The organism is Paenibacillus sp. CR_12 (assembly GCF_041953985.1).
Classification (GTDB): Bacteria; Bacillota; Bacilli; order Paenibacillales; family Paenibacillaceae; genus Paenibacillus_AQ; species Paenibacillus_AQ lautus_A.
Window position 1 is genome coordinate 1,658,274 of sequence record NZ_JAVFHO010000002.1, and the last position, 19,333, is coordinate 1,677,606.

Annotated in this window: 20 protein-coding genes; 5 read left to right on the forward strand and 15 right to left on the reverse strand. The window is 54.6% G+C overall.

Annotation, left to right across the window (positions count from 1 at the left end):
* Positions 1-3: 3 nt before the first annotated feature.
* The 8 genes from dhbC to RB297_RS11385 form a co-directional block, all read right to left on the reverse strand.
* The gene (gene dhbC / locus RB297_RS11350; protein ID WP_375120471.1) at positions 4-1,251 is read right to left on the reverse strand and encodes an isochorismate synthase DhbC; all 1,248 of its coding nucleotides are present in this window, start codon (positions 1,249-1,251) and stop codon (positions 4-6) included.
* 78 nt (positions 1,252-1,329) lie between these two features.
* Complete coding sequence (locus tag RB297_RS11355) at positions 1,330-2,115, reverse strand: 2,3-dihydro-2,3-dihydroxybenzoate dehydrogenase (RefSeq protein ID WP_096776039.1); 786 nt, start codon at positions 2,113-2,115, stop codon at positions 1,330-1,332.
* Positions 2,096-2,968 carry an alpha/beta hydrolase gene (locus tag RB297_RS11360; RefSeq protein ID WP_375120472.1) on the reverse strand — a complete coding sequence of 291 codons (873 nt, stop codon included), beginning with the start codon at positions 2,966-2,968 and terminating at the stop codon, positions 2,096-2,098. The genes RB297_RS11355 and RB297_RS11360 overlap by 20 nt, the downstream gene beginning before the upstream one ends.
* Positions 2,969-2,977: 9 nt before the next feature.
* The gene (locus RB297_RS11365; RefSeq protein ID WP_375120473.1) at positions 2,978-4,048 is read right to left on the reverse strand and encodes an ABC transporter substrate-binding protein; all 1,071 of its coding nucleotides are present in this window, start codon (positions 4,046-4,048) and stop codon (positions 2,978-2,980) included.
* A 48-nt stretch (positions 4,049-4,096) separates the two neighbouring features.
* Positions 4,097-5,311 (reverse strand): ABC transporter substrate-binding protein, encoded by a 1,215-nt coding sequence (locus RB297_RS11370; RefSeq protein WP_375120474.1) that lies wholly within the window; start codon positions 5,309-5,311, stop codon positions 4,097-4,099.
* Between the two features lie 253 nt (positions 5,312-5,564).
* On the reverse strand, positions 5,565-6,365 hold the full coding sequence (locus RB297_RS11375; RefSeq protein WP_015736678.1) for a Cof-type HAD-IIB family hydrolase: 801 nt from the start codon (positions 6,363-6,365) through the stop codon (positions 5,565-5,567).
* Between the two features lie 30 nt (positions 6,366-6,395).
* A complete protein-coding gene (locus RB297_RS11380) occupies positions 6,396-7,157 on the reverse strand; it encodes a pseudouridine synthase (protein WP_096776043.1) in 762 nt (253 codons plus the stop codon).
* Positions 7,154-8,758 (reverse strand): RsmB/NOP family class I SAM-dependent RNA methyltransferase, encoded by a 1,605-nt coding sequence (locus RB297_RS11385; protein WP_375120475.1) that lies wholly within the window; start codon positions 8,756-8,758, stop codon positions 7,154-7,156. Before RB297_RS11385 ends, RB297_RS11380 begins: the two co-directional genes overlap by 4 nt.
* Before the next feature lie 159 nt (positions 8,759-8,917).
* On the opposite strand from RB297_RS11385, the gene RB297_RS11390 reads away from it, so the two are divergent.
* Positions 8,918-9,445, forward strand: a complete 528-nt coding sequence (locus RB297_RS11390; protein ID WP_375120476.1) for a thioredoxin family protein — start codon at positions 8,918-8,920, stop codon at positions 9,443-9,445.
* A complete protein-coding gene (locus RB297_RS11395) occupies positions 9,442-9,897 on the forward strand; it encodes a PCYCGC motif-containing (lipo)protein (protein WP_090909435.1) in 456 nt (151 codons plus the stop codon). The genes RB297_RS11390 and RB297_RS11395 overlap by 4 nt, the downstream gene beginning before the upstream one ends.
* Positions 9,898-9,987: 90 nt before the next feature.
* Here the strand turns inward: RB297_RS11395 and RB297_RS11400 are convergent, their stop codons facing one another.
* The 3 genes from RB297_RS11400 to RB297_RS11410 are packed head-to-tail and all read right to left on the reverse strand — an operon-like array spanning position 9,988 to position 12,353.
* Positions 9,988-10,431 carry a DUF309 domain-containing protein gene (locus RB297_RS11400; RefSeq protein ID WP_090909553.1) on the reverse strand — a complete coding sequence of 148 codons (444 nt, stop codon included), beginning with the start codon at positions 10,429-10,431 and terminating at the stop codon, positions 9,988-9,990.
* Entirely contained in the window at positions 10,421-11,233 is an 813-nt protein-coding gene (gene yjbM / locus RB297_RS11405; RefSeq protein ID WP_096776046.1) for a GTP diphosphokinase, read from the reverse strand. The genes RB297_RS11400 and yjbM overlap by 11 nt, the downstream gene beginning before the upstream one ends.
* A 25-nt stretch (positions 11,234-11,258) precedes the next feature.
* Positions 11,259-12,353 (reverse strand): quinone-dependent dihydroorotate dehydrogenase, encoded by a 1,095-nt coding sequence (locus RB297_RS11410; protein WP_375120597.1) that lies wholly within the window; start codon positions 12,351-12,353, stop codon positions 11,259-11,261.
* Between the two features lie 195 nt (positions 12,354-12,548).
* Here RB297_RS11410 and RB297_RS11415 point away from each other — a divergent pair, with 195 nt between their 5' ends.
* A complete protein-coding gene (locus RB297_RS11415) occupies positions 12,549-12,686 on the forward strand; it encodes a hypothetical protein (RefSeq protein WP_015736685.1) in 138 nt (45 codons plus the stop codon).
* On the opposite strand, the gene RB297_RS11420 is transcribed toward RB297_RS11415, so the two are convergent.
* The 3 genes from RB297_RS11420 to RB297_RS11430 all read right to left on the reverse strand — a co-directional run bounded on the left by RB297_RS11420 (position 12,683) and on the right by RB297_RS11430 (position 16,004).
* On the reverse strand, positions 12,683-14,086 hold the full coding sequence (locus tag RB297_RS11420; RefSeq protein ID WP_375120477.1) for a L,D-transpeptidase: 1,404 nt from the start codon (positions 14,084-14,086) through the stop codon (positions 12,683-12,685). The genes RB297_RS11415 and RB297_RS11420 overlap by 4 nt on opposite strands.
* A 167-nt stretch (positions 14,087-14,253) precedes the next feature.
* Positions 14,254-14,493 carry a ferredoxin gene (locus RB297_RS11425; RefSeq protein ID WP_009594795.1) on the reverse strand — a complete coding sequence of 80 codons (240 nt, stop codon included), beginning with the start codon at positions 14,491-14,493 and terminating at the stop codon, positions 14,254-14,256.
* 188 nt (positions 14,494-14,681) lie between these two features.
* Positions 14,682-16,004, reverse strand: coding sequence for a DNA polymerase IV (locus tag RB297_RS11430; protein WP_096776050.1), 1,323 nt, complete (start codon positions 16,002-16,004; stop codon positions 14,682-14,684).
* Between the two features lie 352 nt (positions 16,005-16,356).
* Between RB297_RS11430 and cimA the strand changes: the two genes are divergently transcribed.
* Positions 16,357-17,973 carry a citramalate synthase gene (gene cimA / locus RB297_RS11435; protein ID WP_015736688.1) on the forward strand — a complete coding sequence of 539 codons (1,617 nt, stop codon included), beginning with the start codon at positions 16,357-16,359 and terminating at the stop codon, positions 17,971-17,973.
* A gap of 90 nt (positions 17,974-18,063) precedes the next feature.
* Here cimA and RB297_RS11440 read toward each other — a convergent pair whose 3' ends face one another.
* Entirely contained in the window at positions 18,064-18,615 is a 552-nt protein-coding gene (locus RB297_RS11440; protein WP_096776051.1) for a TlpA family protein disulfide reductase, read from the reverse strand.
* Positions 18,616-18,779: 164 nt separating this feature from the next.
* Here RB297_RS11440 and RB297_RS11445 point away from each other — a divergent pair, with 164 nt between their 5' ends.
* Complete coding sequence (locus RB297_RS11445) at positions 18,780-19,313, forward strand: M67 family metallopeptidase (RefSeq protein ID WP_375120478.1); 534 nt, start codon at positions 18,780-18,782, stop codon at positions 19,311-19,313.
* Positions 19,314-19,333: the final 20 nt, after the last annotated feature.

Here is a 19,333-nt window from a genome sequence, read left to right on the forward strand (position 1 = left end):
TCCTCATTCCTCCTCCGACATCGTTGTTTGTTGCTCATTCAAACCCATCGCGGCCAGAATCGTGCGGAATTTGGCCGAAGTCTCGGCCAGCTCCGCCTCCGCTATGGAACCGGTCACGATTCCTGCACCTGCGAACACCCGCAATAAGGTTCCTTCCGTTTCTGCGCAGCGAATCGTCACCGCCCACTCGCCATCCCCGTTGGCATCCGACCAACCGACGGCTCCCGAGTAGAAGCCGCGATCGAACGGCTCGATCTCTTGTATGGCATCCCGGGCCGCATCGGTCGGCGTGCCGCAGATTGCCGGCGTCGGATGCATCGCCAGGGCAAGCTCCAATGACGTTACCGATTCATCCTTCAGGACGCCATTGATTTCGGTGGATAGATGCCACATGGCTTTGGTCTGTACGAGCGAAGGTTCGGCGGGAACCTCCAGCTTGCTGCAATAAGGCTGCAAGGCCGATGCCACGGCATCGATTACGATGGCATGCTCATATCGGTCTTTGGCGGATGACAGCAGGGCTGCCGCCCGCCGCTGATCTTCAGCGGGATCGGCGCTTCGTGCCGCAGAGCCCGCCAATGGATTTCCTTTGATTCGCGAACCCTTCTTCGTAACTAAGAGCTCGGGGCTTGCGCCAAACAGCGTCCGGGTGGATGCAACGGCATACGGGCTTGAAGCGTGGGACAATTCGGGTGCCAACGGTACGGCAAACGTGTAGCCATGGGAGTGGTGATAAGCTAAATGAGTCAATATCTGTGGAATGGACAGGGCATGAGGAAGCGTGATATCCAGCGTTCGGGAAAGCACCGCTTTATGGAGTTTCTTTTGAGAAATGAGGTCCAGCAGCCGGTTCACGCCTTCCTTGAACGCCGTCGGCTCCGGAACGGAAAGCACCTTGTAACTGGAAATTCGGGGCATTTCCGGATCCCCGCCTTCAGAGAATAGAAGGGAATCGTGCCACTGGGCCGAAAGCGGAATAAACAGACTGGCCGGTTTTTGAATGTCAAAAGGTATGGCGCCAACAACAACGGCATCCGGCCGTCCCGCTTGCTTCGCGAATTCCAGCAATTCACGGACGCGTTCCGGCAGCGATCTGTGCCCGGTTCCCGCGGGAACCGGCAGTAGTCTTGAGTACTCTCCATGCGTTAACAGCGTCTTGCGAGGGGATGAGAAGAAGAAAGACGAACCGACCTGGTATTGTTCCATAAGTTGCGCAGCCTCCGCTGCGGTTGGAGCATCATAGCGTAACATTTCAGTCTCCTCTCTGCTTATGAGCCTACCTAGTATATTGAATTTAGAAAATCATCAAGCATGAAAACCCGTAAATGCTCAGCATCCCAACGTCGCGCCGCCATCCACGCATACGTCCTGCATCGTCATGTGCCCGGCCCGATCGGATACAAGGAAAACGACCGCATCCGCAATGTCCGAAGGGATTGCGATTTTGCCAAGCGGTATGCCGAGGCGGAAGGAGTCCGGCGCCCCCTCGATAATGGGCCTTGCACCATGTTCATCCTTCCATAACAAACGCTGCATTTCGGTATCCGTAGAGCCCGGGGAAACCACGTTACAGCGGATATGGTGGCGGGCATATTCGAGCCCCAGGCATTTCGTAAACATCGTGGACGCCGCCTTGGAGGCTGCGTAGGCCGACATCTGGGACCGCGGAACCTTGGACGCATTCGAGCCTACCGTCACGATAGCTCCGGAATGACGGCTCGCCATGCGTCGCACGACGGAGCGCGAGGTGTAGAATACGCCGTGGGTATTGACGTTGAAGTGGGCCTGCCAATCCTCGTCGGTAAGCGACTCGACCCCGCCGACCCGCAGCACTCCCGCAACGTTGACGAGAATCTCGATCGGTCCCAGCTCATCCTCAACCCGTTCGACCATCGCTTCAACCTCGGCACTGCGGCTCACATCCGTCTTGTAAGCCGCGGCATGAACGCCTGATCCGGATAGGTCGGCCGCAAGGCGGAGCAGCTCGGCCTCCTTTCGGTCGCAGGCCGCTACAACGGCTCCTTGCCGGGCAAGGGCCCGTGCCACCGCTTCGCCTATTCCTTGGGCGGCACCGGTCACGAGCGCTACTTTTCCTCTAATGCCTGTACTCTCCATGGTGATCATCTCCTTCGTGTTCAGGGTAAAGGGCAAACCGTAATGCTCTGCTGATGAGGACTGGCAGCACGGATAGATGCCCTTCCCCCTCAAACTCCTTGAATTCGGCATGTATGCCGTACTCGGACAGAACAGCCAGACGTTCGGCGAGCTCAGATGCGCGGATGCAATTGCCGGTGACGTGGGGCCTTTCGAGCTCTCCTGCGCCAAGCAGCAGCCGAACAGGATAAGGTTGTTCCTTGACCTGATCGGCATAGCGCTGCTCCAGCTCGCGTAGACACTCCGAATTCCAGTGAATAGAAGGGCTGCCGGCGATGTAACACGAGAACGCCTGCGGTTTGCTGAACATGGCATAGAGCGTGAACAGCCCGCCGAGGGAATGGCCGAATATCGTCTGGCGATGCCGGTCAATGTTGAACTCGCCCTCGATCTGCGGTTTCAGCTCCTCCTCGATGAATTGCAGAAACTCAGCAGCTCCCCCCTGCTCCGGCACGGAATCCCCGTCCAGCTTGTTCCTGAACTTCGTGTTTGGATAGGGCGTGTAATCATAGAACCGGTCCGAAGCATACTGCCCCTCCGTCTCGTAACCGATGCCTACAACGACAGCCGGCAATATCCCGGTTTTGTCCGGCCTGTGGCACTGCAGGCGCAGCGTCTCGACCATCGTGTGAAACACGCTGTTGCCGTCCAGTAAATAGATGACCGGATATCCGGACGGCGGGGCCGGTCCCGTCGGCTGTGCCGTTATGATTCGATAGCGGCGCCCGCCCCTCGAGCGCATCCCCCAATGCTCCGCACGGGCCAGCACCACGCTGCGCCTCATCATGTCTACGGAAGTCGTATGATGGCTCATATGTTCCTCCTATTGACCCGCAATGGAGCGAACGACGTCATCCACGATTTTCTCGTAAGCGATCAGGCCGCTTCCCAGCCAGTATTCGTTATCGGCTTCATAGACCTGACCGTTCTTGACCGCGGGCATGCCTTTCCAGATCGGGCTTTCCGTCATTTCCTTCATGCGTTCCGTTCCTTGATCATAGGCGTTGATGACGAATATATAGTCCGCATCGAGCTGCGGGAGTATTTCCAGGGATATGTTAGCTGCATTCTCGTTCTCGACCAGCTTGGACTTGCCCAGTCCCAGGTCCTGATGGATGACATATCCGCACAGGTAATTTCCGCCCATCAAACTGACTCCTCTGGGTGCGAAACGGATAATGGCCACGTTCTTGTCCCCCACCACGGAACTCAGCTTCGCCTTCGCTTCGCTTGCTTTTTGCTGATAATTTTTCAAGGCGGTCTCGGCCTCCGGCGCCTTCCCGAGCAGATCTGCCAGGGTGGTCAGCGATTTCTCGACATTCCCGGAAGCATTTTTGAATACGTACGTCGGCGCGATTTTGGCGTATTTCTCATAGGTGCCGTCCGCCGCGTAAGTCTCCGTGTGAAGCACGATAAGATCCGGTTCGTAGGACATCAGGGCCTCCGGCGAAGGCAAGCCACCCGAAAAATCGATCAGGGGAATGCCGTCCAGCTCCTCCTGCAAATAAGAGTGTCCTTGCTTGCCGTTGGCCCATTGGGCAACGGGCTTCACGCCGAGCTTCAGCAAGGAATCTTCCATGTTCGGCGCAAACACCTTGTTCACCTCAGCCGGAATCCTCACTTCGTGCCCAAGCTCATCCGTTACCGTACGTTCCTCCTTCGTGGACGTCTCCTCACGGTTCGTCCCTGGTTCCTCCGTCGACGCTTGGCTGCTCCCTGCTTTGCCGGACGTCTCCACCGCTGCGGTCTTCGCTGCCTCCTGATCGCCACCGGACGCTTCGGTCTCCGCCTTATCCCCACAGCCTGACAGCAAGCCTATGATGACGGCACAACACGCAAGTGCCGCTATATTGATCCTCCAAATTCTCTTTCCACGATTGAAACGTTTTGCCACAATGTATCTCCTCCTGTGATAATGATTCTCAATTAAGACGAGTATATATTACGTAGCAAACGATTCACCATGGCTTTTATCCAGAACTCCGTTTGGACTATCTCCTGTAAACAGCAGCATCGCCTCGTCCAGCATTCTCGTCACGGCAAGCGCGGAGTATTCGAACCAAGGATCGGACGAGATCGTATAGACCCTTCCTTGAGCGACGGCTCGAAGCCTATGCCATTCGGCGGAATGCTGGAGCGCGAGCCAATAGCGCCGCGATGCGGCTTCCGGGCATACCGCGATCAGAATCCGGTCCGGATCGCACCGCAGCAAATCGTCCATCGTTATCTGCTGATTCCGGCTGGCATCAGATCGGCAAGCTCCCTTGAGCTGCAAATCCTGAAACAGCACTTCCTCAAGCCCCCGGTTACCGTAGGAATAGAGATTTTGCCCATATATCCGCAGCGCGGCAACACGATCATTCCCCACCACTTCCTGCATTCGCGAGCGTGCCCGCGCCACTTTCCGCTCATACTGTCCGATCCAGAACTGTGCTTGTTCTTCCTTGTTCAGGAATGCCGCGATCAGCTCCAGCTGCTTCTTCCACCCTGCATGGGACGGAACAATGAAGGTGGGGGCGATAGGCTCCAGCTTGGCGATTTCCTCTTCACCCAGGTGATCCATGCCGATAATGACGTCGGGTTTGGCGCGGAACAGCTGCTCGATATTCTCCTCAAAGCGGCTGTCCGGATAAGGGTTCGTCAATTTCAAGCGGGACTTGATCTCCGAATTGTAGGCATTGTAATAAAACGGGGTCCACTTCGCATCAAGCGGCGCGGCGGCTGGAATGACGTTCAGCGCCACCAGCTGCCCGATGATCGCAGAAGAACAGGCCGCGATCAGCTGCCTCGAATTTCGGGCATATTCCGACGGCGACATGCCCACCTTCTTTTTGAATATCCGGCTGAAATAGAACTCGTCCTTATAACCAACCTTCTGTGCGATATCCCGAAGCCGATCGTCCGATTCGGCCAAGTAACGCTTGGCGTGATTCATGCGAACATGCGTCAGGTAATCAATCGTGGTCTGGCCGAATGTCTTCCTGAACAGGTCTACGAAATACTTGGGACAGATATTAGCCATTCCGGCCAGTCTGCCAATGGTTAACGCTTCGTGATAATGGCTGTCGATGTACTCCTTGATCTCCACCAGGCTGGTTTTTCCGCTGCGATCCGAATCCGATGCGTTATCTATGATCTGCTCTTCTTCCGTATGCATGAGCTGCCTCCTTTTTTCGATAAAACGATATGCAGGCGTGGGGTTTCAGATTTTATAACTGATAATGATTATCATTTTCATTTATAAAAATAGCATGACGCTTCTATCGTGTCAATCCAAATCTGGAAGGATATGCTTGTCTTCATCTTCTTAGAGAATGCGGTTAACCGGCTCCCATTCACGCAAAAAACCCGCCTTCGGGCACTTTTTCAAGTGTCCCATGGCGGGTTCTCGCTTCTGCAGTATTCAATTTTTACGACAAGCAGTATTTCACCAGCGCTTCGTGTACGCCGTCCTCGTTATTCGAAGCCGTTACCGCATTGGCGGCGGCCTTGACCTCTACCGGCGAATTATCCATCGCAATGCCCATGCCCGCGTAAGTGAGCATCGTAATATCGTTGAAGTAATTGCCGATGGCCAGCACTTCGTCCGGCCGATAGCCTCTTTTGGCTGCCAGCTGCTTCAGCGCATTTCCCTTGGATGCTTGGCTGTGCATCAGGTCGATAAAGAACTCGCCGCTTCGCAGCATGTTGAAGGGCAGGGTCCACTTGCTCCAATCCGCATAGACGCGGTCGATATCGGCGGATTCGCCGAATACCGTAAATTTCACGACCGGGTCCGACAGCTCCTCCCATGACGGCAGATTGCTTGGCAGCATCAAATAGTTTTCGTACATCGAACGTACCGGTCCGGCAAGCTCATCCACCTGGTCCACGTACATCTCGAAGGCGGTATTCACGTCAAAATGCACCCCGTGCTCACGGCAATATTTCATGAAGGGTTCCAGCTGACCCGGGTCCATGCCGAACTGATGCACGATGTGATGGGTCTCCACTTCGACCGTTGCCGCGCCGTTATGACTGATGACATAACCGCCGAGACCCATGCTTTTCATGAAAGGAATCGAATTCAGCGGCCCTCTGCCCGTGCACAGTACGATCTCTACCCCTTGTTTTGCGGCTTCCATCACGGTGTTCCTGGTCTTCTCCGTAATTTCGTGATGATCATTCAGCAGCGTTCCGTCTACGTCAAGCGCGACCAATTTGTATCCCATTCTCCATCCATCCTTTAAGTCTCTATTTCTCTATTCTGATCCGGCTCTTCCGATCAAAGCCAGTTCTTGCTCGGTCAGCTCCCGGTAAGTTCCGATCTCGAGATTTTCATCCAATCGAAGTTCGCCCATGCTGATTCTTTTGAGATACACGACTTTTTTGCCTACCGCCTCAAACATCCGCTTGACCTGATGAAATTTGCCTTCATGGATGGTCAGCGAGATGCGCGACAGCGAGACTCCGTCGTCCCGTTCCTCATGGGAATGGATCGCCAGCTCTCCGGGCAAGGTTACGTATCCGTCATCCAATGTGACTCCTGCGGCAAACCGACGCACATCCTCTTCGTCCACGCGGCCCTCTACGGTCGCTTCATAAGTCTTGGGAATATGCTTCCGGGGCGACAGCAGCTCATGGGCCAATTTGCCGTCATTCGTAAGCAGCAGCAGTCCTTCCGTGTCTTTATCCAGCCTGCCCACCGGAAACGGCTCAAAGACCCGATATTCCGCATCCAGCAGATCCAGCACCGTACGATCGCGCAGATCCTCGGTTGCCGAGACGACGCCCGGAGGTTTGTGCAGCATGAGATACACGTACTCCCGGTATTGAATGGTTTCCCCTTCAAACTCAATGATATCCGCGTAGGGATCCACATGTTTTCCCGGATCCTTCGTTACCGTTCCGTTGACGACGATGCTCCCCTGCTTCGCTTTTTTCTTTAATTCGGCCCGCGAGCCGAATCCCAGATTGGACAGCACCTTGTCCAGTCTTTGCGTAGTCCTGCCTTTGCCACTCATACCGATGTCCACCTCCACCCTGCCGGATACTCGTTCTTCAACATGCCTGACTGCCATTTACCCCAGCCGGCCGAGTATCCGTCTATACACACTAACACATAACCCTTCGCTTCAGCACCCGGCCGGCACGTCACGCGTTCCTCCGGAATCGACAAGGTTTCCCCTTTCAAATACCGGACCGCTTCGCCGTCCTGGGAAGACAGGCTCACATGCCGGGCGGCCTCATCCGCTTGCAGCGCCGTGGCCAAAGGATGCCCCGGCACGAACCGTTCATTCTTCAGCTGTCCCATGTACCATCCGGGACGGATGGCCTTCAGCTGCTTCAGACGCTCCTCCGGCAGTGGCGATACGTACACATGGCTGCCGTAGACAACGGGATATCCCTGCAGCTTTACGTGCAGCTGCTCTTGGATAAAGGCCTGGAACGGGTCGATCGAAGTCGGATTGAACTGACGATCTCCCCCGCTTCGGCGGGATGCCTGCTGACGCGAAGCCCCGTTGCTGCCCCTCCCGGGTTTTCCCGGCCGCTCTTCCCGGAGAGCGGATTTCCCTTTACGCTCTCGGGATGAGTCGGCCCGCGGGGAGACAGCAAGCGAACCGTGGTTCAGGCTGCCTGTCTGGATCCAAGGAGCTTGGTCTTTCTCGGCCTCCCGGAGGTCCAGCTCGCCTTCCCGCTGAAGCACGGCCATGAAATGCCCTTCGCCTCTGACCTTATGCGGCCACAATCGAGCGGTGCCGGCTAGCTGTCCCAGCACATCGTCCTTCACGTTCCCTTGGCCCGCCATCCAGTCCGTTTCTCCCGGGGAAAAGAATTCCGAATGATCCACCGGAACCACGCGAAAATCCGGATGTTCGCTCAGAAACTCCGCAATCATCCCTTCATTCTCTTCCGGAGAGAATGTGCAGGTAGAATACACGAGCCGACCTCCCGGGCAGAGCATGGCTGCCGCCGATTTCAGGATGTCCCGCTGCATCTCCGCAAACTTGAGCGGAGACGATTCCTCCCAGTACTTCAGCATGGACTCGTCTTTGCGGAACATCCCTTCGCCGGAGCATGGAGCATCTATCAATATTTTCGTGAAAAATTCGGGAAAAGCCCCGGCAATCCGCTCCGGCTCCTCATTCAGCACCACGGCATTCCGCACGCCGTACATCTCCAAATTCTTGGCCAGCGCTTTGGTGCGGTCCGGATGCAGATCATTGCTGATCAGCACCCCCTGCCCCTTCAGCTTCGCCGCAATCTGCGTGGATTTGCCCCCCGGAGCGGCGCACAAATCCAGTACCCGGTCGCCCGGCGTAACATCAAGCAGCTCGACGGGAGCCATGGCGCTCGGCTCCTGGATATAATAAAGCCCTGCATGATAGTAAGGGTGCCGCCCCGGGCGCTCCCCCTCCTGAATATAGTAACCGGTTGGACACCAGGGGATGGGCGCAAGGGCAAAGGGGGATATTTCCAAGAAATCGGACTTGCCGATCTTCAGCGTGTTCACCCGAATGCCGGCAAACGGGGGTTGTTCATAAGACTTCATAAAATTGTCATAGTTTTCGCCGAGCAGCGATTTCATCTTCGCCAGAAACGGCGAAGGCAGACGTAATGCCATACTAAGTACCTACCTGTTCTGTATCGTATCGGTTTGAAGTGTATGTTCGCACAGCCGAAGCGAACTTTCGCATGTTCCGCTGCGACTTTTAATATTGTATAATAAACTACATTAAAAAGGACAAGTCCTTGTTTATATTACTCATTAGGGGGTGGATCCATGAACCGCAAAAAAAAGAATAAATACACCGCGTTATACGCCTTCGGGGGAGTCTTCGTACTGTTGGTTGCCGCACTCGTTTTCTTGAACGGTCAAGGAGAAGCAAGCGATTTATACGGCGGCAAGAAGGTCTCCAGCCTGAACCCGGCTACACAGGAGCTCCTTAATGATCCGAATTACCAGCAAATCATTTTGCCGGATCAGCTGAAGAGCAAGGTCGACAACAAAGAGAACTTTTTCGTGTATTTCTTTGCTTCCGATTGTCCGCACTGCCGGGCGACGACCCCGGAATTGATGCCATTGGCCGATGACGCCGGCATTACGATGCACCAGTACAATCTCCGCGAGTATCAGGAGGGCTGGAGAGAATACAACATCGAGTTCACCCCGACGCTCGTTTATTTCGAGAACGGCGTAGAGAAGGAACGCATGGTCGGCGGCTTGAAACCGGAAGGTTCCAGCGAAGGCTACTCCATCGACGACTTCAAGCAATTCCTGGCTAAATACAAAGGGAGCGTGACGAAATGAACCGCACCCGCGCCATTCTCTTTACCTTCGTCATATCGGGCATGCTGCTGACCGCATGCGGCGGCAAAGAATCCGCTGCAAGCCATCAGCACGGCGCCGCTTCCGAACGATACGAGACCACGGCCAGCCTGACGGTGATGCCGGAGTTTCTGTCCAATTACACCGACAATACGCAAGCAACCTATGCCACGGTCGGAGAACTTGAGGACATTATCAAGGAAATCAAGTGCTACTGCGGCTGCATGGACGAGGAGACCGGCTATCATGATTCCCTTCACCGCTGCTTCATCGCCGAGAGCAAGGACGGCGAAGTCAAATGGACGGACCATGGTGCCCAGTGCGGCATCTGCCTGACCGAGCTGCAGGATGCAAAACGGCTCCATGACGAAGGAAAATCCGTCGAGGAAATCAAACAGTTCATCGATGACAAATATAAAGGCACCGAGTCCTGATCCATCGCATGATCATACAAAAAAAAAGAGCTGCCCACACGTAGATCCTTCTACAGACGGGCAGCTCTTTTTTTACTTATTCTCTCGACGCTACTTGGCATGTGCCCGCTCCGGCTTGCGCCGCTGCGGTATGTTCGGCTTGATCCGCTCCGATGCCAACAAAACCGCCCGCTTCAGCTCCGTATCCCCAATTTCGATCGTCAGATCCCTATAGGGGAACGGATGAACGTCATACGATAACAGCTGCTTGGCGTAGTCCCGCACCTCGCCCACCAGCTTCCCCATCGAGATCCCGAGTTCATCACGGGGATAGCTTTCGAGCCGGGAGGCGGCGCTTGTGAACATCTTGTATGCTCCTCGTACGTTGTTGTTCCGGAAGTGAAAGAGCCCGACGGCCACTTGCAGCAGCCCCTTGTACCTGGGATCGCGATCCCGCTCCAGCCACAACTCCTCTAACACCTCATGGCATTCGAAGTAATCCCGGTCCCGGTTGAAATAGACGAGGTAAGCGACATACAGCGGCTCATAGCTCATCTTCATTTACTTTCTTCTTGGCTGCCGCCAACAGCTCCTTCACTTCGTCCAGAAGCACCTTCATCTCATCCATGTCATGATCCTGCCATATCGCATTAAAGCGGCTCTGGAATGCGATCGCTTCATTGACCAGATGGAAAAAGTACAGCTTGTGTATCGCGTTCAGCACCTGCGTCGTAATATTGGAATCGTCCTCGAACTGCCGCTGCGCCTCCAAAATATCCTCACGGATGCTCGACATTTCCGTATCCAGCGTATTGGCCGCTTCTCCGGCCTTCTTCAGCCGCGCCCGAATGTCATCCGGCAGGCTTTCACGGTACTTGTAGCTAAGGGAATGCTCAATTGTAGCCCAGAAGTTCATGGCCAGCGTGCGGATCTGAATTTCGGCAAGCACCTTCTTTTGCCCCAAAGCCGTTTGCACCGGATATTCAATGATCATATGAAAGCTCCGATAGCCGCTCTCTTTGAAATTGGTAATGTAATCCTTCTCGTATAGCACAGTCAGGTCTTTCCGCGCCCGGATATATTCGGCCACCCGCCGAATATCCTCCACGAATTGACACATAATGCGAATGCCTGCGATATCCTCAATCCCGGTTTCCAACTGGTCCATCGGCACATTGAGGCGTTTCGCCTTGTCCAGTATGCTCGAAATCCGTTTGACCCGACCCGTTACGAATTCGATGGGTGCGTATTCCTCCCTTTTTTTCAGTTCGGCACGCATCGTCTTGAATTTGACCTTCAATTCCTCAACGGTCTGCTCATACGGAAGCAAAAATGTCCCCCAGTCTCTAACGTCCATCGCCTTGCCTCCTGTCTTTACCCCTTTACCGATGATTAGCGCCGACGGCTTCGGAAATATGGCTGAAGCCATCCCGTGCAAGCAGCTCCCGGAGACCGGAATGAAGCTTGCGGTTCACCTCAGGCCCTTCATAGATAAGTGCTGTATAAATTTCCACCAGGCTTGCGCCTGCGCGTATTTTGTCATAAGCGTCCGTTGCCGTAAAAATCCCCCCGGATCCGATAATCGGAAGCGAACCGCCGGTTTGCTTGTAGATCCGCGACACGATCTCAGTCGAGCGGTTCCGCAGCGGCTTGCCGCTCAGGCCTCCGGTTTCCTTGGCGTTGCTGTGCGTCAGGCCGTCCCGCGAAAGCGTCGTATTCGTGGCGATAATGCCGGAAACGCCGCTGGCGCTGATCGTATCCACCATGAATTCCAGCTCCTCATCGCTCACGTCCGGCGCAATCTTCACCAGAACGGCCTTCTCGCCCCCATGGATCTTCGCCTGCCGCGACATTTCGTTCATCACGGCTTCCAGCAGGGATGACAATTCGCTCCCATGCTGAAGGCTGCGCAAATCCGGCGTGTTCGGCGAGCTGATGTTGACAACAAAAAAGTCGCCATGCGGAAATAAAGCTTGAATGCAAGCTTCATAATCATCGTTGGCTTTCTCGTTTGGCGTCGCCTTGTTCTTCCCGATGTTGACGGCAACCGGAATGCGGCGTTCCTTGAGTGCGGACAGCCTTTTGGCCATGGCCTCGGCCCCTTCGTTATTGAAGCCCATCCGGTTGATGAGTGCCTCATCCGGAGGAAGCCGGAACAATCGCGGCTGTTCATTGCCCGGTTGTCCCTTCGGGGTTACCGTGCCTACTTCCATAAATCCGAAGCCGATGGAGGAGAAGCCTTTGACGGCGTGAGCGTTTTTGTCCAATCCGGCGGCAAGTCCGACCGGCGTCGGGAAATGAAGCCCGAACAGGTCCACTGCCAAATCCGGCGTTTCGTTTACACCGTACATCCCCCGCATGACAGCGTCTGCGCCGACCACGCCGGAGGCACGTCCAAGGCCGCCAACCACAAGGTGGTGGGCTTTTTCGGGGTCCAGTCTAAAAAATATAGGTTTGCCTATGTTGCGGTACAGCACATCCACTCTTCCTCTCATCCAGTTATTTCTCTATCCTTCAGTTTATCCGTTTCTTCCTCAAAAAGAAAGTTCTTCGGCATAAACTGAGCGATCGTCCCGGCTTGAAAGCGATATGGCAATTTTAGGACAAACCCCTTACAATAAAGGAAGATTGCACAAATCATTTCACGATCATGAGAGAAAGAGGGGAAAGACATGTCAGCCAAACGTAAGCCTCCGACCTTGCAGCAGAAAAAAGAAGAGGTTAATAAGAAGGCCATACTATGGATCAGCTCCGGCATCGCTCTTCTGATTATCCTGATTATCGTTCTGATTGTGATCGCCCAGCCTTAATCCAGCCAGTGATACACCTTGCCCGGGTTGGTCTGACCCTGGGTATGCTTGAGCTTAAAACGCTCTTTCGGCGTCCACAGGTCCTCGGGCAGGACCCCTTCCCTTATTTTCACGACGGTTCCCATCGGAACCAGGTCAAACAGCTCCTCAACATCCTCAGTCAGCATACGGATACAGCCCTCGGATTCGTTCGCGCCGATGCTGTCCACGTCCAGCGTCCCGTGTATCGCGTACAGCGTATCGGAAAGCTGCATTCCCCGCGTGCCGTAGGGACCCTTCGTGGTTCCGTTCGGATTGACTACCTTATCGTTGATATGAAAATCACCCAGCGGCGTTTTCGCTCCGCCGAGCCCGACCGCATAATTACGCAGCAGGATGCCGCCGCTTACGACGGCCAGCCGATGCCGTTTCCGGTCAATGATGACCTGAAGCGGCTGTTCGAAAAAGGGATCACCGTCCGGCGAAGTCCCCCAATATCCAGGTTCCTCCAAGCTGTTCCCCGGCTGCCCCGGTTGCCCCTGACCGCCAGTTCCTTGGGATTGCTGCCGCATTAACGTTTCGAACATCTGCTCCATCGCTTTCGAGCGGCCGGACAGCCAATTGCTCGGGAACGGTTGCGTCAATTCATCCAAGCTTTTGGGCAGGCGGCCGTGCCGAGCCTTATACTGTTTGGCCGCTTCCTGCAGAACGGCCGTCTCTACCTGCAGATCGGCCCACTGCCCCGCGCTCCGCTTAAGCCTCGAACTGTCCGCAGGCTCGCAATCGCACTCTTCGGCTGCTCCCTCGTAAGGCTGAATAGCGATCGCGCCTTGATCATTCCGATGCAGACCGTATAACCGTTCCATGTCCCGGCTCCACAGCAGCCATTTGCCCGAACGCTTCATACCCAGCGCAACCGACCAATTCGGCAGCTGCTGCGGATGCTGAAGCAATGAGGACAGCGGACCCGCGGAGTCCTTGCCTTGGCCGGAAGCAACGGCTGTGTACAGCGGTTCCTTGCGCGAATCCGGCTTCTCTTTGTTGAGCGCATTGGCGGACGCCGGCTCATGCGGCGGGAACAAAATTTCCGCAACATTCCCTGTAGCGGAGCCCGGCGCCTGGGCGGGCGGAAGGAAAACCAGCAGGAGCAGCACCAGCGCCGCTAGCAAACGCCGGGTCCTCTTTCGCTTGCGCTCTTTGTCCTTCTCCATCTCCAATAAGCGCTGCTCGTAATTTTTCCATATGTCGGAAGGGACCTGACTCAGCTCAAAGGCTTCGTAGACCCCTTCGGCTTTGTTGTAGCAGTAGTTCGCCTTGCCCTGCTCGCCGGCCTGCTCATACTCCTTGCCCAGCAGGTACCAGGCCATTTTATTATCAGGATGCGTCTCCACATATCTTTTGAGGTACAGCGAATTGTTCATTCGAGAGCCTCCTATAATGACATTTTTACCTCTATTATCCTGTATATCGGAATAAACGCTCCGATTATGTATGAGTCCCCGGATATGAAAAAACGCCCCCTGCCTTAGTCGGGCAGAGGACGTCGGTATGAGTTCAAGATGGAATATCAGGGATCGAGCGGAATTTGTTATTCTGCGTTAAACGGCTCGTCTGCAATCCGAATTGAATCTGTTGGGCAGCCGTCGCAAGCATCCAGCATGTCGTCATGCATATCTTCCGGAATTTCCGTTACCCCGCGGTTGTTGTCCCCGTCGAAAATAACTTCTGCCAGGCCTTCGTCGTCGTAATCGTAAATGTCGGGTGCCGTTGCGCCGCATGCGCCGCATGCGATGCAGGTATCTTTATCTACCCAAGTAAACTTCGCCATAGTCTCTCTTCCTCCTGTATATCTATAAACATCTCTATAAACATAGTATAAGCTGACGGTTCTGCCGCCACCATCTACATATATTAATACAATTGTTTTAGGAATACAAATAAATTTCCTAACATTTTCCGACAAAAATCGGCTGTACTTGCAGGCCAATGAGCTGTTCTGTGACGAACAAAAAACGGCTAATCGCGATCTCGGTCCTGACGATCGGTATTTTTATTATCGTTCCCCAGTTCCCTTACAAAATCCATCTGTAAAGAAGTACCTCTCCGCTTATGATTGCGGATTAAGGACGATGGGTCATCGCCCAGCATGCCGGCGGTCAGTACCGCGCTCTCGCCGAATTTATTGCGCAGCTCGTCCATCACCCGGGTCAGCGACTCTTTCTTGGGCTGCTTCTCGTAGTCGAACAGGTCCAGCTGAATGGCTGATTCCTCCTTCGCCGTGAGCTGCTGCAGCGTGACGCCGAGCAGACGGAGAGGCTTGTCCTGCTTCCAATGCCGGTTATACAGCTCGCATGCTTCCCGGTAGATGTCCTCGGTATTTTCCGTCGGAATGGCAAGATGCCTCGACCTGGTGATCGTCTTCATGTCCGGCGTGCGCAGCGTAATTTGAATGCCGCTGGTCACCAAGCCCTGCCTGCGGAGGCGGCGCGCTACCTGATCGCTTAAGTTCAGCAGCACCCTTCTGGCCTCCTCAGCCGAGGTAACATCCTGCGGGAGCGTGGTCGTGTGTCCGATGGACTTGCTTTGTTCCCGCTCCGCGACGACCGGGGCATGATCGATGCCGCTAGCCGCTCGTTTCATCCATGACCCCATCACGCCAAAGGTCGAGGTCAGCAGGCTTTCGTCGGCGGCAGCCAGTTGCCCAATGGTCTGGATGTTCAGCTTGCGCAGCTTGTCGGCCGTCTTGCTCCCGATGCCGAACAGCTCCGCGCAGGGTTTGTTCCAAAGCACCTGCGGGACGTCCCGAATTCGCAGCACGGACAGCCCGTTGGGCTTTTTCATGTCCGAGGCCATCTTGGCCAGCAATTTATTGGGAGCAATGCCGACCGAGCACGGAAGCGACAGCTCCTCGCGGATGCGCTCCTGGATTTCCCGAGCGATATCCAGAGGGGTGCCGAACTGCTTCGAGCCGGTAATATCCAGGTAACATTCATCGATCGAAGTCGCTTCCAGCAGCGGCGTATAAGCATAAGCTATGTTCATGAATGCATTGGAATACTTGCGGTACAGATGGAAATCCGGCTGGATGATCATCAGGTCAGGGTAGATTCGCAGCGCCTGCCTCACGTTCATACCGGTGCGGATCCCCAGCGACCTCGCCGCGTAGGAGCAGGTGACGATGACGCCTTTGCGCAGCTCGATGCTGCCTGCGACGGCCGTGGCTTTGCCACGATAGAGCTCCGGCTCCTCCGCCTCATGCACGGAGCAGTAAAAAGCATTCATATCCACATGCAGGATAACGCGGCCGCTGGCCGGATAATAATCGTCGATAGGTCCCACGCAGCATTCCTTCTTTCTTCGGTACGGTTCTTCATAATTTATAGGGAATAGGGCAGCCCTATTATTTAAGGTTCGGTCTGAATGATGGTTACGGTACTTGAGGCAAATGGTGCCTCTTCCATTATACCGTTTTTAGAGATCGATGCCTGTATGATCTTGTCCGCGAAGCAAATCATGTACGCACGGCTGGCCCGATTTAACGCCCCCAGCATACCGTCCGCCTTCGCAAGGGTCATGGATGGGCCCCTTGCGGGAAAAGTTTGTTTTACTCTGTTACTTTCCCGCAAAGAAATGCTATAATACAAAATTATAAACAATGCGGTCCAATCCCGGACACCCAAAGGAGGACATCATGTCTAAGTCCATTTCCATCTTTGATACGACACTTCGCGACGGAACCCAGGGCGAAGGAATCAGCTTGTCAGCGGACGACAAGGTCAAAATCGCCAAGAAGCTCGATGCTCTTGGTGTTCATTATATTGAAGGCGGTATCCCGGGAAGCAACAGCAAGGACATCGAATTTTTCAAAAGAGTCCAGGATCTCGGCTTAACCTCAAAAGTAACCGCTTTTGGCAGCACCCGGCGCAAAGGTTCCATTGCCGACCAGGATGCCAATCTGCTTCGCATTCTGGAATCCGGCGTTTCTGCCGCTACCTTGGTCGGGAAGTCTTGGGACTTCCACGTCCATACGGCGCTTCAAACGACACTCGAAGAGAATTTGGCCATGATTTATGATTCCATCGCTTTCCTGAAGCGGAAAGGCCTCGAGGTCATTTTTGATGCCGAGCACTTTTTTGACGGTTTCAAGAACAATCCGGAATATGCTGTTGCCGTATTGTCCAAGGCACGGGAAGCAGGCGCCGACTGGCTTGTCATGTGCGATACGAACGGCGGCAGTCTCCCCCACGAGATTTCGGACATTGTCACGTCGCTGACGGGTCCATTGCCTGGCGCTCCGCTCGGCATTCATACCCACAACGACTGCGAGCTTGCCGTTGCCAACACCCTAAGCGCCGTGCAGGCCGGTGTCCGGCACGTGCAGGGAACGATGAACGGATACGGGGAACGATGCGGGAACGCCAACCTGTGCTCCATCATTCCGAATCTGCAGCTGAAGCTCGGGTATGAGTGCATCGGTGACGACAACCTCCGCACGCTGACGAATACCGCACGGTATATCAGCGAAATCGCCAACGTTAACATGCCGGTTAACCAGCCGTATGTCGGCAACGCCGCCTTCGCCCATAAGGGGGGCATCCACGTTTCGGCGATCCTGCGCGATTCCAGAACGTACGAGCATATCGAACCGGAGAAGGTCGGAAACAAACAGCGCGTGCTGGTTTCCGAGCTCGCGGGGCAGAGCAATATCGTATCGAAGGCGCAGGACATGGGGCTTGACTTTGATCCGGCAAGCGAGCAATCCAAGCATATTATCGGTAAGATCAAGGATCTCGAGCATGAAGGTTATCAATTCGAAGGCGCAGACGCTTCCCTGGAGCTGCTTCTTCGGGAAGCGAACGGAGAGCTCAAGGAGCTGTTTACCTTCGAATCCTTCAAAATGCTGGTCGAGAAGTCGGCCGGACAGCCGGTCGTCTCCGAAGCCTTCGTCAAAGTCAACGTCGCCGGCGAGAGCATTTATACCGCTGCGGAAGGCAACGGTCCGGTCAATGCGCTCGATAATGCGCTGCGTAAAGCGCTGGTCCAATACTTCCCGACGCTCAAGGAAATGCATCTTGCCGACTATAAGGTGCGGGTGCTGGATGACAAGGATGCAACGGCAGCCAAGGTCCGGGTTCTGATCGAATCCAAGAACTTCGAGAATGCCTGGAACACCGTCGGGGTATCCAGCAATGTCATCGAGGCCAGCTGGGAAGCGCTGGTGGACAGTATGCGTTATGCGCTGCTCGGCCAGATTTCCCCGGAGCAGGTGCATGAGTCTGCGGCAAGGCAAGGCTTGGTAAATCATTAGGTTATGTCCAATATAAAAAGCGCGTATCCACCATGTTCAAGACATGGCGGCCGCGCTTTTTTTGGTTTTGTCAGCTGGCTAAGCAAACGATTAATTTATCAGCTTGGCCACCTTTTTACGAAGATCCTTGGGATCGGGAGCGCCCAGAATGATTTCCTGAATCACGCCGTTACGATCGATCAGCACGTTGGTCGGGAAAACCTGCCCTTTATACAGCTCCTCGAACACTTCTCCTTTCGTATCGAGAAGGATCGGGTATTGAAGGTTAAAATCCTGAACAAATTGACGCGCTTTCTTCGCATTGTCATACTTGGACACGTTCACGCCGTAGATTTCGAGCTCACTTGCATACTCTGCAGCCAACTTGTCGAGCTCCGGCGCCTCCTGCTTGCACGGCTCGCACCAGGATGCCCAGAAATTGACAAGCATTGCTTTATCGCGCGCTCCGCCGCCGGAATAGGACTTATCGTCCATCCCCTTCAAGGTAAAGGTCGGGGCAAGCAGGCCGGCTTTGGCCCCCGTCTCCGTCGGAAGCGGCTTCTCCTGCATGAAGACGGCCTGGATATCGTCGCCGGCTTGATTATAGACAACAGCGCCTGCTGCGATAAGAAGCAGGACGATAATGATGATGTTACGTTTCATAGGTATAGGTTCCTTTGCTAAACTTAGTTATAGAGGTTGTTCAAAAAGTCCGCTTTTGAACACGCACTTATAGTCCCTATTGTACCCTGAAACCCCGATCTTTCAAACACGCGATCGACGCCATCATAAGATCGGACCAATTATATGATCCAGGAGGATTATACATGAACCCGTCTCACGCGTCCCTGGAGCGGCTTCTGCTGCGCGAGGCCGTCAAAGAGCATATGTCGGACCATATGCATCATCGTTTGCCGGAGGAAGCTTGCGGCGTCCTTATCGGGCATGCCGATGAAGCAAGCCAGTCCATAACCGTTACGCAATTTATTCCCGTAAAAAATACAGCGGAATTTCCGCTGCATTCTTTTCATCTGGACCCCGTTCAGTGGACTCGCTTGGTATTGGCTGAAAATGGCATCGTCGGTTTATTTCACAGTCACCCGCATACCACGCCTGACCCCTCGGGCGAGGATCTGCTTCAGCTCCAATCCTTCGGCGGGTTGCTCCGGGTGTATGCTATTGCTTCTCCTGCAGTTCCCGGCGCCTCCGGCTTAAACGCATTGCAGCTCCATGCCTACAAAATTATCCGGAGTGAGGAAGAACGCGAATCCTTCAGCCAGCTGCCGCCAAGCTCCAAGTCGCTTCCGGGAAGGGCATTTTATTCCCTTGCCCCGGTCCCTTTTGCAATTCTAAAGGAATGACGAACTGGCGGACACCTCCA